Here is a 14905-nt window from a genome sequence, read left to right on the forward strand (position 1 = left end):
ACGCTGTGAGTTCCAACCCGCTCCGCCTGCTGCCGGCATTCCGCAAGAAGCTGCTGGCAGCACGGAGACGGTGGACCCTGAAACTCAGCTGGCCGAACGGGTACCTCGCACTGACTATCGCCGTGGTCGCAGTGTTCATCCTCGGACCCACCGCCGCGGTCCTCATCAACCAGCGGATCTCGATTGCAGACTCCACCGACGAGATCGCGACGGAGTCCACTCACCTCGCGAAGCTGCAGAGAAGCCTCGACCAGTGGAACGACCCGGACCACGTCGAGTCGCAGGCCCGTGACCGGCTGTTCTATGCGATGCCGGGGGAGACGCTGTACCTGGTGGTCGACAACCGGCCGGAGAACGACAAACCGAAGGAGCTGCCTCCCATCTCCTCCGATCTGACCCGCACCGAACCTGACTGGGCTGAGACGTTGCTCGGCGACGTGTTCGACGCCGGGCTCGCACCTGAGGAGACAGCGCCGCCGGCAGGGTAGAAGGCGTCAGCATTCCGCCGCGCATATAAGGTGCATGGACTACCAGCGCGACACCCTCGGCCGATTCGACCGAACCCACACCCGACCGGAGGCAAGCATCCCCGTGCAGACGACCTCCTGCCGCAACTGCAGCACTGACCGGATCCTCGGTGCACCGCACCGATGCCCGGCACCCGGGCTGATCGCGCTCACCGGCGCAGCTGAACTCGTCCTCGAAGCCTGCCGCGCCGCCGGCGGACAACCGCTCATCGTCGGCGGCGCCGTCCGCGACGCACTGAAGAACCCGGGCGGCACGCCGAAGGACGTCGACATCGAAGTCCACAATGTCGACGGGTTCGGCAGGATCAAGGAGGAGCTCACCGCCAGAGGTGTGAAGGTCGACGAGGTCGGCGTCAGCTTCGGCGTCCTGAAAGCTGTCGCCCACGGAGAGGACTTCGACATCTCGCTCCCTCGCCGCGACTCGAAGACCGGCGCCGGGTACCGCGGGTTCACTGTCGAGTTCGACCCGTCAATCGGGGAAGTCGAAGCGTTCGCGCGCCGCGACTTCACCGTGAACTCCATCGGGTTCGACCCCACCACAGGTGAACTCGTCGACCCGTTCGGCGGCGTCAACGACCTGCACGACGGCATCCTCCGCCACACCTCAGAAGCATTCTCTGAAGACCCGCTCCGAGTGCTCCGCGCGGTGCAGTTCGCCGCCCGTTTCGACCTGGAACTCGCCGACGACACCGCAGAGCTTGCCGAGTCGATCTCCGACACGTTCTCCGAGCTCGCCACCGAACGGGTGTGGCAGGAGTTCCGGAAGCTCGCCCGCGCCGGCCGGAAGCCGTCCCGCGCGCTCGAGGTGCTCGAACGGACCGGGTGGCTCCGCCACTTCCCTGCACTCGCAGCGACCCGTGGATGCGAGCAGGACCCGCACTGGCACCCGGAAGGAGACGTGTTCACCCACCTTGGGATGTCTGCCGACGCGGCCGTCGAAGCAGCCGACCGGTACCAGCTCGACGACGAAGCCCGCGAGCGGGTCGTGCTCGCCGCGCTGCTTCACGACATCGGGAAGCCCGCGACTACTGAGACTCGCGGCGGGCGGATCACCTCCTATGAGCATGAGCACGTCGGCGCCGGGCAGGCGAGAGAGTTCCTCCTGTCGATCGGCGCGCCGAAGCAGACCGCGGAATGGGTCGGCACGATCGTCCGCGAGCACATGCGACCGGCAAGCGTCGGGGCGAACCCATCGAAGTACGCCGTCCGGAAGCTGTCTCGCCGTCTCGGCGATGTTCCGGTCATCGAATGGGCGGCGGTCGTCGACGCCGACCACGGCGGCCGCGGAGCCGGATCGAAGCCGACCCCGACCGCGAAATGGCTCGCTCTGTACGAGCAGCTCGGTGACACGGCGACATCTCCGCGCCTGCTGCGCGGGGAGCACCTCATCAAGCGCGGCCTTCGCCCCGGGGAGTCGTTCCGCACGATCCTGACGGAGTCGCAGGACGCTCAGGATCGGGACGTCTTCTCCGACGTGGCCGGAGCTCTCGCCTGGCTTGACGAGTACCTGGTGTCGGCCGATCGCGACTGAACCGCGATCCGGGCCCTGCCCGCGCATGTAACAGGCGTGACCGTCACCACACCTGCACAGCCCACCGTTTCGTCGACCCTCGAGCAGACCCTCGAGCTTGAGAGATTCCTTGCCGCATCACGTCAAGGACGGCCGCTCATCACGTCGGAGGTGGCCCGTTGAGCATGTTCAAGGTGGTCCAGCCCCGGAAGAAGAAGGCGAAACAGGAACAGGCCGCTCCCGAGCCGGCGCCGACGAACCCGTGGGCCGGTGTCACCAGCGCAGCACCTGCGCCGGTGATGCAGCCCGCCCCGGCCGCCTACGAGGCGTTCGCCCCCAAGGCTGCGCTCCCGAACCCGGAACCGCAGGTGTACGAGGAAGGCGACGACCTCGACGACATGAAGTTCTACCCTCGCGTCGCCGCGATGCAGTCGCAGCCGGGGACCGTCGAAGACGCCGAAGCCGCGGCACTCGAGCTCGCGGGCACCGCAGAGGATGCTGTCGCGACGACCTCCTGGAACCCCGCACCACCGGTCGCAGCGCCTGCGGAACCGTTCGTCGACTTCACCGACCCGGGAGTGGCGCCGCTCGAAGAGGACGACACAATCTCCGAGCGGTGGACTCATGGGTTCACGACCGACCTCATCGCCGACGAGGACCTCCCGAAGCCGCAGTACGACCCCAGTGATGCGCGCCGCGAAGCTCCGGCGTACTCGGCGATCGGGATGGACGAGCAGGTGCTCGACCTCATCCCCGAGGGCGCACCCACCGACGAAGACCGGCTGCAGCTCGCGCTCACCCACGCCCGATCCATGCACAGTGCTGACGACGTCGCTCGCATCATCGAGCAGGCGAAGACCGGCGATCAGCAGTCCTTGGACACCATGGCCCGCTGGCTGAAGGTGGTCGACACGATGCTCGGCCTGTCCGTCGCCCCGTTGGACCCGGAGGAGATCGCCGGTGACGTCGTCGGCGCAGGTGACGGCCCGGACACTCGCGAAGTGCTGGTCGTCCCGGCTGAGCCGGGGGCAGAGCCCGTCGACCAGCCCGCCGAGGTGGCTGCCCCGGTGAACACCGCAGCCGCACCCGAACAACCCGCCGTCCACCAGGAAGACCTCTTCGCCGGGCCCGCGCACCCGGGCCGCGACAGTATGATCTCCGCGATCGCCACCGGTCTCAACGGACCCACCGATCTGCGCGAATGGGAAGCCGGCGAAGCAGCCGAAGTCGTCGCATTCGCCGACCACATGCTCCGCCTCGGCTACGCCTCCAAGAACGACATCGTCGACGAGATCGTCGAGATCATCAACTCCGCCGCGATCGCAGCATCAGCCGCCGACAGCATCACCACGGAGGGTCTCATGAACGCGCTCGACCTGCTGAACGACTTCCGCTCCCGCACCTGAACGGCCGTCGTCGCCGCCTAACGAACCACGCCGCCTGACCGATAGTCACCGGTGAGCTGCCGGCCCCCGCATCGCCGGCACGCCGGTGAACGAAGGGTAGGCGACGTTGGGCATGCATGAGGCATCCGCCCTCCTCTGGGAGGAACGCGAGCTCCTCGACGTCCTCTTGTTCAAGCTCGAGGTCGAACAGATGCTGCTCGCTTCCGGGAATTCCCGGTGGCTGAACCGCTCAACCCAGGAAGTAGACGCCGTCCAGAACCGGCTCGGCCGAGTCGGGCTCGCCCGCGCCGTCGAACTCGACGGCGTCGCCGCAGAGTGGCAAGCACCGCCGGAATGCGGGCTCCGCGAACTCGCCGAGCACGCACCAGAAGGGCCGTGGGCCGAGATCCTCAACGCCCACGCGGCAGGCCTCGCCCAGATCGTCACCGAAGTCGAAGCGATCCGCAGCTCGAACGAGCAGCTCATCCGAGGCGCGCTCCGCGCCACCCAGGAAACCCTGGCCGACAGCACCGCCTCCCCGAGCACCTACAACGCTCGCGGCATCACGGACAACGGGCGCGGAGCCGCCCGCCTCATCGACAAGGAGATGTAGTGGGATCGACATTCGCAGGGCTGAACACCGCCTTCCTCGGACTGACCGCCGCGAGGATGGGCCTCGACGTCGCCGGCCAGAACATCACCAACGCGAAGACCCCCGGGTACACCCGACAGCGGATCGACCTGTCATCCAACCCCTCCGTCGGGCGTGCCGGCCTCTTCTCGCAGCCGCTCCCGACGCCCGGAGGCGGAGTCACCGTCGACAGCATCTCCCGTCTGGGGAACATCCACCTCGACAACCGTGTCCGAGGGGCCGCATCCAGCTACGGTTTCCACGGCGTCCGCGCCGAAGCGCTGCACACCCTCGAGACCCGCCTCAACGAACCTGGCGAGAACGGGCTCAGCTCCGCGCTGAACAAGTTCTGGTCCGGATGGGCGGACCTCTCGAACAACACCGGCCAGCCGGCCGCCGCCGGCGTCGTCATCGAGCAGGCGAACGTGATCGCCGGTCAGATCGCCGAAGGGTACCGAGGTGTCGACGAACAGTGGACCAGTGTCCGGGCGACCGTCGGCACCTCCGCCGACGAGCTCAACAACATCGGCCGTCAGATCGCAGAACTCAACGACCTCATCCGTTCCGCAGCCGCCGCCGGCGGATCCGTCAACGAACTCATGGACAAGCGGGCCCTGCTCGCAACCGCCGTCTCGCAGATCGCCGGCGGGCAGACCGTCCACCGGGAGAACGGATCAATCGACGTCCTGATCGGCGGGAACCCGCTCGTCTCCGGCTCCGACTTCAACGCCGTCAAGATCGTCGGCGGAACCAAGATGGGCGACACCGTCCAGCTGGAATGGGCCAAGCACCCGGGCCTCGCGATCCCGCTCTCCGGCGGGGAGCTCGGCGCCAACCTGAACGTCCTCCTCCCTGCAGCACAGGGCGGCGCGCTCGACCAGGCCGCGCAGGCGTTCAACGACGTCGCCACCGCACTGGCAGCGACCGTGAACGCGATCCACCAGACCGGTTCGACACCGAACGGCACCACCGGGCTCGACTTCTTCCGGATCACCCCCGGCGCCCCTGCAGCGCTCAGCCTCGAGGTCATCCCGACGAACGTGAACGAGATCGCAGCAGGCAAGGTCGGCGGCGGACCGCTCGACGGATCGATCGCCGATCAGATCAGCCAAGCAGGGAAGGGCCCTGGGTCTGCGGACACCATCTGGTCGACGTTCGTGACCGGTGTCGGCGTCGTCACCCAGGCGGAGAAACGGCAGGCGACCCTCGCCGAGATCGCTTCGGTGAACGCGTTCAACGCGCAGCAGTCGCAGGGCGGTGTCGACCTCGACGAGGAGAACCTCAACATCGTCGAAGCTCAGACCGCCTACCAGGCTGCCGCCCGCGTCATGACCGCGGTCGACGAACTGCTCGACACCCTCATCAACAAGACAGGACTCGTGGGCCGCTGATGATCACCAGAACGACTTCGGTCATGCGGCAGGCGCAAGCCGCTCGCAACATGATGGCCGCCGCAGGGCAGTACGCCGAGCTGCAGAACCAGGCGACCACCTACCGGAAGCTGAACCGGCCGAGCGACGACCCTTCGGGGACTGCGAACGCGGTCGCGATCCGAGCTTCTCAGGCTGCAAGCCAGCAGCACACCCGGAACATCCAGGACGGTATCGGCTGGCTGACGACGCTCGACTCGAGCCTCATGTCCGTTGACTCCCTCCTCACTAGAGCGCGTGACCTCACCATCCAGGGCGCGAACGACGGCTCGATGTCCGCCGCGGCGAAGGAGGCGATCGCATCGGAGCTCGAAGCGATCCGCGACTCGCTGCTGAAGGAGGCGAACACCCAGTACCAGGGCCGGTTCGTGTTCGCCGGAACCACCGACCAGTCGGCAGCGTTCGAGCAGAACTACACCTTCAACGGGGTTCCCGGATCCACCGTTGAGCGCCGAATCGCAGACCAGAAGACCGTCCGCGTCGACGCCGATGGGCAGAGCGTGTTCGGCGCCGGCCCAGCCAGCATGTTCGCTCTACTGGACGGAATCGCCGCCGACCTTCGCGCCGGCGTGAACGTGAAGTCCCGCATCGGGGAGATCGACACGTACGCGGAGCAGGTCCGCAACGCCCAGGCGACCGTCGGCTCACGCCATTCGAATGTGCTGACCTCTCAGGAGGCTCTGGCCACCAGAACGGTCGAACTGGAATCCCAGCGTTCCGGCATCGAAGACATCGACATCACGAAGGTCGTCGGCGACCTGCAGATGCAGGAACTGATCTACCAAACCACACTGTCCGTCACCGCACGCGCCACCCAACTGAACCTCATGGAGTACCTCAGATGACCCGTCAGCTTTCCTTCATCGCCCCGATGTCCGGCCTCGGTGAGAACATCACTTACCAGCTCGAGGAGGTGGAAGGCGCTGACGGGCTGTACCGCTTCGAGTGGGAGCCCGGTGTGGGCGTGTACGCCCTCGCAGCAGCGGACCATCTGCCCACCTACCAGCCTGAGTTCGACGAGCTCGATCTGGAAGCGATCGGCGCGGCCGCGGACGAGGTCGAGGTGTTCGTCATCGCGAACTCGGGTGCTGGTGAGCTCACCGTGAACCTTCTCGCTCCGGTGATCGTGTTCGAAGACCGGGCACTGCAGGTGATCCTCGACGGCCAGGGGTTCCCGGTGAGGGCCCCGCTTGCAGCCGGCGTGTAGCGTCGGTCAGCGACCGATCGGAGCTCTCGGCACCTGAACGGTGGCGAGCAGCTTGTCGAGGTTCTGTTCGGATGCGGCCTCGCGGTTCTGGCGTTCGACTTCGTCGAGCAGTTCGGGCCTGAGGATCTTGATGTTTCGGGGCGCGTCGATCTGCAGCCGCACCTGACCGCCGGAGCGGTCACCGAGCACGGTGACCACGATGTCGTCACCGATGAGGATCTGCTCACCGAATTTCCTTGTGAGGATCAGCATGACCCCTCCTTCCTTCGCAGTAGTGGTTTCGCTGCTTTGACACACCCATGCGCGGGCGCCGGCAGCTCAGAGCCGCGGCGCGTCAGCAGGCTTCCCGTCCACGTACCCGACGGGGACGTTCAGCAGGTTCACGGTCGCCGGCGAGAGGGTCGCTGAGACACCGGAGACGATGAGGCCTTCGACGTCGTACCTGCGGATCAGCGGCGCCGCCCACGCGGCGGTGTCGTCGGGTTTCGCGGAAGCGTCCACGGCGAGCCAGAGCTGGTCGGGTGAGATGTCGTCCAGGTCGACGGTTCCGCCAATCCCGGCCCCGTACGCCACGTACACCGGCCGGTCGCGTTCGACCGCTGCAGCTCGTGCCGTCAGCGCCCCGCGACGGTCTGAGACCGGCTCAGCGCCTCGCAGGGCGGCGCTCCCGGCCGGTCTGAGCTCTGCGTACCTTCCGGACCGCGACAGCGCCTTCACGGCCTGCACGGCGTCGTCTGGTCGGCCGACGACGACCACGAGGTCGCCCGCCCGTTTCGAGATCACCGGAACCTGAACGGTGCGGGCCAGCAGCTCCGCCCGGCTCGTGAACAGCTGCTCGAACCCGGCCGGCTCGAGCGGCGACACGGAAGCCGGTTCGTCGTCCAGGTCGGCGAGAGCGTGAAGGTTCCCAATGACCGCCCCGAACGGATCCCGTGCAGGCTCGGGGTCATGACCGTCGGCGGCGTCCTCAGCGGTGAGGAGCGCGTACAAGCCTGAGCTGTCCTCTGCGAACAGGTGGGCGGGGACCAGCTCATCTTCCACGTCCACAACGATCTCGTATCGCGGCTTCGCGAACAGCTGCTTCGTGAACCCCGGAACCCCGGCAGGACGGCCGACACGATCCGCGGACACGACGGTCACGCCGCCGCCCGGGAACGCTTCGCGGACCTTCTGCTTCGCCGCCTCGAGCGTCTCAGCTTCAAACGTGTGCCGGCTCACTGCGGATCACCCCCACCGTGTTGATCGCGACGTTCCCGGAAGCGGTTGCCTCCGAGTAGGACAGCACCGTCACGCCGGGCTTCTGCGCGGTGATCATCCGACGGACAGCCGGGCGGAGCGCCGGGGCGCACACCACGACCGGGGTGAGCCCTTCCTGCTCTGCGGCGTCGAGGTTCGAGCGGACCGACGCGATCACCCCGGAGATCGACTCCGGCGCCAGGAGGATCTGCGACCCCTGGTCGGTGGGGCGGAGCCCTTCCATCATCTGCTGCTCGAGGAGCGGATCGATCGTCACCACGTTCAACGCACCGTCGTTCACATGCTGCGCGGCGACCGCAGGGCCGAGCGCGGTGCGGGCCGCCTCGATGAGCTGCTCCGCATCCGCGGGGGCCTTCGCGCGAAGCGACAGCGCTTCGTAGATGCGGCCGAGGTCGTTGATCGGGACGAGCTCGGAGAGTAGCCCCTGCAGTACACGCTGAACCTCCGCGAGGGACAGCGGCGCCGGAGTGAGCTCGTCGACCGCGGCGGGGTTCGACCGCTTCAGGTGCTCAGTCAGAGTGCGGACATCCTCACGGGAGAGGAGCCTGGCGGCGTTGTCAAGCACAACCCGGTTCAGGTGGGTGACGACCACCGACACTCGATCGATGACGGTCGCGCCGGAAAGCTCAGCGGTTCGTCGCATCTCACCGGGGATCCACTTGCCCTCGAGCCCGAACACCGGCTCGTGGTCGAGCTGCCCGGGAAGCCCGGAGAGGGCCTGCTCCGACCCGATCGCGAGGACCCGGCCGGCCGGGGCGATGCCGCGGGCTTCCTCGACACCGGCGATGCTGATCGTGTACGTCGAGGCGGGCAACGCCACGGAGTCGCGGGTGCGGACACGAGGGATGATGAACCCGTAGTCGATGCTGACCTTCTTCCGGAGCTGCTTCACTCGGGCGAGCAGGTCGTCGCTGGCGCCGGAGACGATGTCGACGACGTCCGGGGCGAGGCTGATCTCGAGGTTGTGCACCTGCATCTGGTCGATGAGGTCGTCGGTCGTCTCCGTCTTCGGTGCTGCGTCCGCAGGACTGCCATGCTCGGCGAGACGCGCCTGACGTTCCTCCGATGCCTTCAGGCGGCGGCTGACGATGATCAGGGTGAGCCCGACGGCGGCGAACGCGAGGAACGGCATCCCGGGGATGAGTCCCATGACGAGCGCGGCGACACCGGCGATCATGATCGCGACCTGCGACTGGGACAGCTGCTTCGACGCGGTGGATCCGAGGTCGGTTTCAGCGGCGGAGCGGGTCACGATCATGCCGGTGGACACCGCCATGAGCAGCGCCGGGATCTGGGTGACGAGGCCGTCACCGATCGTCAGGATCGTGTAGTGCTCGAGCGCTTCACCGATCTCCATGCCGTTCTGCAGCATGCCGATCGCGATACCGCCGATGACGTTGATGACGATGATGATGATGCCGGCGATCGCGTCGCCCTTCACGAACTTCGACGCACCGTCCATGGCGCCGTAGAAGTCGGCTTCGGCGGCGACTTCCGCGCGGCGGGTTCGCGCCTGCTCCTCGGTGATCAGGCCGGAGTTCAGGTCAGCGTCGATCGCCATCTGCTTGCCGGGCATCGCGTCCAGGGTGAAGCGGGCGCCGACCTCGGCGACACGTTCGGCGCCCTTGGTGACGACGACGAACTGGATGACGACGAGGATGAGGAACACGACCGCGCCGATGATGACCGACCCGGACACCGCGACATGACCGAACGCCTGGATGACGTCGCCGGCGAAACCTTCGCCGAGCACCAGGCGGGTTGATGCGACGTTCAGACCGAGCCGGAACAGGGTCGCGATCAGCAGCAGCGACGGGAACACGGAGAAGTCGAGCGGCTTCTTCACGAACATCGTCGTCAGCAGGATGACGAGCGCGAACAGGATGTTCACGATGATCAGGATGTCGAGCATCTGCGACGGGACCGGGACGATCAGCAGCAGCAGGATGCCGACGACGCCGACGGGGACGCCGAACTTGGTCAGGGTGGACTTCATGAGGTTGCTCCCAAGGTGAGGGTGGGCTTCGACATCTGGTGGATTCCGGTGGCCGCGCCGCGCTTCTTCAGCGATGCGACGAAGTGCAGGATGAGGGCGACCGCGTGGTACAGGTCGACGGGGATTTCATGTCCGACCTCGCAGGAGGAGTGGATCGCGCGGGCGAGCGGGACGTCCTTCACCATCGGGACGCCCTTCAGCTCCGCTTCCCGGCGGATACGTGTGGCGATCGCGCCCTTCCCCTTCGCGACGACCCGTGGGGCGCCCTTGCCGGCGTCGTACTTCAACGCGACGGCGACGTGGGTGGGGTTCACGAGGACGACGTCGGAGTCGGCGACGGATGCGATCATCCGGTTCCGGCTCATCGCCAGCTGACGGGATCGACGCTGCGCTTTCACGAGCGGGTCGCCGTCAGAGTTCTTCATCTCGTCGCGGACTTCCTTCTTCGTCATCATCGTCTGCTTCCGGTTCTTCTTCCAGACGACGAACACGTCGAACCCGGCGATGATGAGGCCGGCTGCGACCGCGGTCACGAGGAGTGAGGTGACGCCTTCACCGGCTGCTTCCAGGAACGCGGAGACCGGCAGCCCGCCGGCCTGGGTGAGGACCGGCATCAACGACTGGATGACGGCGTACAGGGCGAGGCCGACGACGGCGGTCTTCAGGAGCGCTTTCACGCCCTGCCAGAGCGCCTGCAGCCCGAACACCCGCTTCATGCCTTTCACGACGTTGAACTGCTCGTACTTCCCCTTGAACTTCCTGGGGTGGATGCCGCCCTGCGAAGCGGAGCCGACGATCACGGCTGCCGCGACGACTGCGAGCATGAACGCGAGGATCCCGAGGATCGATCCGAGCCCCTCGCCGAGGACCTCCACGGCGTGCTGCGGGTCAGGGTTCGCTGCGACCTGCATCGCTTGGTGCATCTGCGCTGTGGTGGCGGCACCGGCGGTCGCCATCGTTGCGGGGAGCGCGACTGCGGCGGCCCCGATCCCAAGCCATGCGGTCAGGTCCTGAGACTTCTGCAGGCCGCCCTTCTCGCGGACGTCCTTCAGCTTCTTCGGGCTGGCTTTCTCTGTCCGTTCCTCGGAGTCGCTCATCCGCCGATCACCGCCCCGATTGCGTCGATCGCTTCACCGGTGAGTGCTGCGATTGCTGCGGGGAGGGCGACGAAAATGAGCCCGCCGAGCGTAAGCGTCAGCAGGATCTTCAACGGGAACCCGAGCGCGAACGCGTTCAGCGCGGGAGCGACACGGGTGAGAAGGCCGAGTCCGAGGTCGGCGAGGAACAGCACGATGATGAGCGGCCCGGCGATCTGCACCGCGGCGACGAGGACCCCGGATGCCGCGGTGATGAACGTTTCCGCGTTCAGGTTGTCGAACCCGGCGCCGAGCGGGACAGCTTCGAAGGTCGACATCAGCCCGCCGATGATGACGAGGTAGGCGCCAGTGGAGAACGTCAACGCGATCGCCGCCATCCCGAACAGGCGGGAGAACTGGGCGCCGTGGATGTTCAGCTGAGGGTCGAACCCCTGCGCGATCTGGAACCCGCCGAACGTGTCGATCAGCCCGCCGGCGTCCTGGATCGCAGCGAACAGGACGTAGACGAGGAACCCGAGCGCGGCCCCGGTGATGACTTCCGCGACGAGCGCGCCGAGGAATGCGGCGTCGCTGAGCTCGGTGAACCCGTCCGTGACCTTCGGAGCTGCAGCGATCGCCAGCCCGATCGCGATCATCGCTTTCACCCGGCCGGGGAACGACTTGTACGAGAACGGGGGAGCGATCGCGACGAACGCGATGATCCGGACCGATGCGAGCATCACCGCTTCGATCCACGGCAAGCTCACCGGGATGTACACGGGGTCACCCGCTTCCGACGAGTGCGGGGATCTTCAGGAACAGCTCGTTCGTGAAAGCCACCGCTTCGCTGATCATCCAGTGGCCGCTGACGATGAGGGCGATGGACACTGCGATCGCTTTCGGGACGAACGACAGCGTCACCTCCTGCACCTGCGTGATCGACTGGATCAGGGAGATCGCGAAGCCGACGACGAGGCTGGTGATGAGGATCGGCGCGGCGAGCTTCGCGGCGAGGATGAGCCCGTCCATGCCGATGTCCATGATCTGGTTCGTGTCCACGTCAGCTCCCGTTGTACGAGGAGACGAGGGTGGTGGCGAGCAGCCCCCACCCGTCTACGAGGATGAACAGGAGGATCTTGAACGGCAGCGAGATCATCACCGGCGGGAGCATCATCATGCCCATCGACATCAGCGCGCTGGAGACGACGAGGTCGATGACCAGGAACGGGATGAAGATGACGAACCCGATGATGAACGCGGCACGAAGCTCCGAGATCAGGAACGCCGGGATGAGGGTCATCATGTCGACGTCCTGCGCGGTGTCGGGGTTGTCGAGCCCCGCAGCGCGGGTCATCAGCGCAATGTCCTCTTCCCGGGTGAAGCCGAGCATCCACTGCCGGATCGGTTCGGTGCCGGCAGCGAAAGCGTCCTCGAAGTTCATCTGACCGTTCAGGTACGGCTGTACGCCGGCGGCGTTCACGTCCGAGAGCACGGGCCACATGATGAACATCGTCAGGAACAGCGAGAGACCTGCAAGCACCTGCGTCGGCGGGATGGAAGGCAGCCCGAGCGCGGAGCGCGTCATGCCGAGGACGACGAAGATCTTCGTGAACGACGTCATCATGAGCAGCAGCGCCGGGGCGACGCTGAGCACAGTGATGCTGAGCAGGGTGACGATCGCCGATGACGGGGTGCCGTCAGGGCCGTTGATCGTCACCCCGACGGTGCCGGCGCCGGGCCCGGAAGGGTCGGTCGGTGGGATCGGGTCGATCGGCTCAGCGAAACTCGGTGCGGCCGCGGCGAACACTGCGGCGACGGTGACGGCCGCGAACACGGCGGCGTACCAGGCGAGCTTCCGCGACTTCCGGGTCGCGGCAGCGGTCATTGTTCGAGGTCCTGCCTTACGGCTTCAGCTGGACGCATCCGTGCGCCGAGCGAAAGGACGGCCCCGCGTAGCGATCCGTGCGATGCGGGCTTGTCGGTGGTGAGGTCATGGCCTGAGATGTCGACATCGAGTGTGAACTCAGGCTGCTCGGGGATGTCCGTGTCGGACAGGACGTTGACCTGCTGGTCGGTGACGCCGAGGAGGAGCCGGCGGCCGCCGTGGTCGACGACGACGAGGGAGGCGCGCCGGCCGAGCGTCTGGCGGCGGAGAACCGTCAGGGCGTCGGAGGTCGGTGCGGGACGGAGTTTCTTGCCGTTCTCGAGGCGACTTTTCAGCCACCACAGCAGGGCGAGCACCGCCGCGAGGGCGACGATCGCACGTCCGATCGAGAACAGGTCCATCAGGCTGCGACGCCGTCCTCGAGGATTCGGGTGATGCGGATCCCGTAGTCCTGGTCGACGACGACGACTTCGCCGAGCGCGACGAGGCGGTTGTTGACGCGGATGTCTGCCGGGGCGCCGGCGGCACGGTCGAGCTCCACGACGTCGCCGGGCTTCATGTTCAGCATGTCGCCGAGGGTGATCGTCTTCGACCCGATGACGACGGTGAGGGCGACCTCGATCGGGTTGACTCGCTGCAGCTTCTCGGACAGGTGCGCGTCATCCCCGGTGCGGCCGGTCGGGTCCACCTGGACGGCGAACCATCCGACGATGTTCGCGGCGCTGTCGAGGAGCGCGAATCGGGGGATCTCGTCGTCCTCGAGGAGGTGCCGGCCTCCGGTGGTGACGTCGCTGAGCTGACCGACCGCGATGACTTCACCGGCGGCGATGAAGGCCGGGGTGACGGCGGTGTCGGCCGCGACACCGGACTCGGAGAGGTAGTCGTCGTCGGCGAACGTGATGGCCAGCTGCGCGCTCGGGGAGCCGACGAGAGTTGCGGTGTACACCGTCTTCCCTTCGGCGGGCCCGGTCGCCGGTGCTGCGATGAGCCGCTTCGTGGTCGGCAGCGAGTTCACGAGGGCGTCGGCGACCGCCGACAGGTCCTGGGTGGTCAACGGGTCTCCTTGGTGTCGGTGATGGTGCAGGCGAGCCGATGTCCGGCACGGCCGAGCGCGGCGGACCCGATGATGTGGCCTTCCGCGGCGAGGTGCATGGGTCGGTCGGTGCTGTGCGCGATCTTGATCAGCTGGCCGACTTCGAGTTGAAGGACGTCCTTCGCGGTCAGCTCGAGCGGGGTGAGCTGCAGGTTCATGGACACGGGAACACGGGCGAGCTGGCGTTCGAGCATGGTCCGGGCCTCGCTTTCACGGACCACCGGGTTCGCGTCGCCGAGACGGCGGAGGATCACTTCGGACGGGAAAGCGAGTGTCGCCATGGAGGAACGATCGGTGGTCTGCACGGTGAACGAAGCGATGACCATGAGTTCGCCGGGCGCTGCGGCCTGCGCGAACTGCGAGTTCGACGTCACCGACGACATGGCGATCTCGTCGGTGATGAGCCCGTTCAGGCAGTACCTGAGGTCGTCGATCAGGTCGGCGACGAGCTTGCCGAGAAGGGACTGCTCGATCTGCGTGAAGGGGCGCTCGGGTTCGTCGTGGGAGCCGTCACCGCCGAGCATGTGGGAGAACCAGGACAGCGCCGTGGATCCGGGGAACTGGATCACCGACTTCGCAGGTTCGTCGCCGAGGTCGCAGAGCACCATCGTGGTGAGCGGCGGAAGCGACGCAGCGTACTCGTCGTACGTGGCCATCTTGACCTCGTCGAAGGTGACCTGCGCGCGGGTGCGGATGTTCGCCGTCAGCTGGGTGCCCCACTGGCGGGCGAGGGATTCGAAGCCGACCTCGAGCACGCGGGAATGCTCCCGGGCCAGCGTGGTCGGTCGACCGAAGTCGTAGAGCTCTGGCGGCTTGGGAGCGGGGTGGTTCAAAGTTCTCGCGTCTCGGTGGCTCACGAATGGACTATCGGCAGCGCCTGGAGGCCACGTAAGACGTGGTTCCCGCGC

17 protein-coding genes are annotated in these 14905 nt (G+C 66.9%); 7 read left to right on the forward strand and 10 right to left on the reverse strand.

All coding sequences use genetic code 11. The annotated features are described in order from the left end of the window. Positions 1–5 precede the first annotated feature (5 nt). The 7 genes from ACFVAJ_RS18090 (at position 6) to fliW (ending at position 6690) form a co-directional block, all read left to right on the forward strand. Positions 6–488, forward strand: coding sequence for a septum formation initiator family protein (locus tag ACFVAJ_RS18090; RefSeq protein WP_376946576.1), 483 nt, complete (start codon positions 6–8; stop codon positions 486–488). 34 nt (positions 489–522) lie between these two features. Continuing rightward, entirely contained in the window at positions 523–2058 is a 1536-nt protein-coding gene (locus ACFVAJ_RS18095; protein WP_376946579.1) for a CCA tRNA nucleotidyltransferase, read from the forward strand. 158 nt (positions 2059–2216) lie between these two features. After that, positions 2217–3443 (forward strand): hypothetical protein, encoded by a 1227-nt coding sequence (locus ACFVAJ_RS18100; RefSeq protein ID WP_376946582.1) that lies wholly within the window; start codon positions 2217–2219, stop codon positions 3441–3443. A gap of 112 nt (positions 3444–3555) precedes the next feature. Beyond that, positions 3556–4035: a flagellar protein FlgN gene (locus tag ACFVAJ_RS18105; protein ID WP_376946585.1), complete on the forward strand. Its 480-nt coding sequence runs from the start codon at positions 3556–3558 to the stop codon at positions 4033–4035. Then, on the forward strand, positions 4035–5444 hold the full coding sequence (gene flgK / locus ACFVAJ_RS18110) for a flagellar hook-associated protein FlgK (protein WP_376946588.1): 1410 nt from the start codon (positions 4035–4037) through the stop codon (positions 5442–5444). Before ACFVAJ_RS18105 ends, flgK begins: the two co-directional genes overlap by 1 nt. Continuing rightward, the gene (flgL, locus tag ACFVAJ_RS18115) at positions 5444–6328 is read left to right on the forward strand and encodes a flagellar hook-associated protein FlgL (protein WP_376946591.1); all 885 of its coding nucleotides are present in this window, start codon (positions 5444–5446) and stop codon (positions 6326–6328) included. Before flgK ends, flgL begins: the two co-directional genes overlap by 1 nt. Then, positions 6325–6690 (forward strand): flagellar assembly protein FliW, encoded by a 366-nt coding sequence (gene fliW / locus ACFVAJ_RS18120; protein WP_376946594.1) that lies wholly within the window; start codon positions 6325–6327, stop codon positions 6688–6690. The genes flgL and fliW overlap by 4 nt, the downstream gene beginning before the upstream one ends. 6 nt (positions 6691–6696) lie before the next feature. Here fliW and ACFVAJ_RS18125 read toward each other — a convergent pair whose 3' ends face one another. From ACFVAJ_RS18125 to ACFVAJ_RS18170, 10 genes are all read right to left on the reverse strand, one after another. After that, positions 6697–6942, reverse strand: coding sequence for a carbon storage regulator (locus ACFVAJ_RS18125; RefSeq protein WP_376946597.1), 246 nt, complete (start codon positions 6940–6942; stop codon positions 6697–6699). Between the two features lie 66 nt (positions 6943–7008). Further along, positions 7009–7908: a hypothetical protein gene (locus tag ACFVAJ_RS18130; protein WP_376946600.1), complete on the reverse strand. Its 900-nt coding sequence runs from the start codon at positions 7906–7908 to the stop codon at positions 7009–7011. Continuing rightward, positions 7889–9943: a flagellar biosynthesis protein FlhA gene (locus ACFVAJ_RS18135; protein ID WP_376946603.1), complete on the reverse strand. Its 2055-nt coding sequence runs from the start codon at positions 9941–9943 to the stop codon at positions 7889–7891. Before ACFVAJ_RS18135 ends, ACFVAJ_RS18130 begins: the two co-directional genes overlap by 20 nt. Then, the gene (locus ACFVAJ_RS18140; protein WP_376946606.1) at positions 9940–11040 is read right to left on the reverse strand and encodes a flagellar biosynthesis protein FlhB; all 1101 of its coding nucleotides are present in this window, start codon (positions 11038–11040) and stop codon (positions 9940–9942) included. Before ACFVAJ_RS18140 ends, ACFVAJ_RS18135 begins: the two co-directional genes overlap by 4 nt. Further along, positions 11037–11759, reverse strand: coding sequence for a flagellar biosynthetic protein FliR (locus tag ACFVAJ_RS18145; protein ID WP_376946609.1), 723 nt, complete (start codon positions 11757–11759; stop codon positions 11037–11039). Before ACFVAJ_RS18145 ends, ACFVAJ_RS18140 begins: the two co-directional genes overlap by 4 nt. Positions 11760–11802: 43 nt before the next feature. Continuing rightward, the gene (locus tag ACFVAJ_RS18150; RefSeq protein ID WP_376947065.1) at positions 11803–12060 is read right to left on the reverse strand and encodes a flagellar biosynthetic protein FliQ; all 258 of its coding nucleotides are present in this window, start codon (positions 12058–12060) and stop codon (positions 11803–11805) included. A gap of 19 nt (positions 12061–12079) precedes the next feature. Continuing rightward, positions 12080–12904 carry a flagellar type III secretion system pore protein FliP gene (gene fliP, locus ACFVAJ_RS18155; protein ID WP_376946612.1) on the reverse strand — a complete coding sequence of 275 codons (825 nt, stop codon included), beginning with the start codon at positions 12902–12904 and terminating at the stop codon, positions 12080–12082. After that, positions 12901–13305 (reverse strand): flagellar biosynthetic protein FliO, encoded by a 405-nt coding sequence (locus ACFVAJ_RS18160; protein WP_376946615.1) that lies wholly within the window; start codon positions 13303–13305, stop codon positions 12901–12903. The genes fliP and ACFVAJ_RS18160 overlap by 4 nt, the downstream gene beginning before the upstream one ends. Next, on the reverse strand, positions 13305–13958 hold the full coding sequence (gene fliN, locus ACFVAJ_RS18165; RefSeq protein WP_376946618.1) for a flagellar motor switch protein FliN: 654 nt from the start codon (positions 13956–13958) through the stop codon (positions 13305–13307). Before fliN ends, ACFVAJ_RS18160 begins: the two co-directional genes overlap by 1 nt. Next, entirely contained in the window at positions 13955–14854 is a 900-nt protein-coding gene (locus tag ACFVAJ_RS18170) for a flagellar motor switch protein FliM (RefSeq protein ID WP_376946620.1), read from the reverse strand. Before ACFVAJ_RS18170 ends, fliN begins: the two co-directional genes overlap by 4 nt. Positions 14855–14905: the final 51 nt, after the last annotated feature.

The sequence above is a fragment of the Agromyces sp. NPDC057679 genome (assembly GCF_042799635.1).
Classification (GTDB): domain Bacteria; phylum Actinomycetota; class Actinomycetes; order Actinomycetales; family Microbacteriaceae; genus Agromyces.

Excerpts from the sequence above, each read along its gene's own strand:
- ACFVAJ_RS18095 (WP_376946579.1), top strand. The coding sequence starts at position 523 with ATGGACTACCAGCGCGACACCCTCGGCCGATTCGACCGAACCCACACC.
- ACFVAJ_RS18105 (WP_376946585.1), top strand. The coding sequence starts at position 3,556 with ATGCATGAGGCATCCGCCCTCCTCTGGGAGGAACGCGAGCTCCTCGAC.
- flgL (WP_376946591.1), top strand. The coding sequence starts at position 5,444 with ATGATCACCAGAACGACTTCGGTCATGCGGCAGGCGCAAGCCGCTCGC.
- fliW (WP_376946594.1), top strand. The coding sequence starts at position 6,325 with ATGACCCGTCAGCTTTCCTTCATCGCCCCGATGTCCGGCCTCGGTGAG.
- ACFVAJ_RS18125 (WP_376946597.1), bottom strand. The coding sequence starts at position 6,942 with ATGCTGATCCTCACAAGGAAATTCGGTGAGCAGATCCTCATCGGTGAC.
- ACFVAJ_RS18135 (WP_376946603.1), bottom strand. The coding sequence starts at position 9,943 with ATGAAGTCCACCCTGACCAAGTTCGGCGTCCCCGTCGGCGTCGTCGGC.
- ACFVAJ_RS18140 (WP_376946606.1), bottom strand. The coding sequence starts at position 11,040 with ATGAGCGACTCCGAGGAACGGACAGAGAAAGCCAGCCCGAAGAAGCTG.
- ACFVAJ_RS18145 (WP_376946609.1), bottom strand. The coding sequence starts at position 11,759 with ATGCTCGCATCGGTCCGGATCATCGCGTTCGTCGCGATCGCTCCCCCG.
- ACFVAJ_RS18150 (WP_376947065.1), bottom strand. The coding sequence starts at position 12,060 with ATGGACATCGGCATGGACGGGCTCATCCTCGCCGCGAAGCTCGCCGCG.
- fliP (WP_376946612.1), bottom strand. The coding sequence starts at position 12,904 with ATGACCGCTGCCGCGACCCGGAAGTCGCGGAAGCTCGCCTGGTACGCC.
- ACFVAJ_RS18160 (WP_376946615.1), bottom strand. The coding sequence starts at position 13,305 with ATGGACCTGTTCTCGATCGGACGTGCGATCGTCGCCCTCGCGGCGGTG.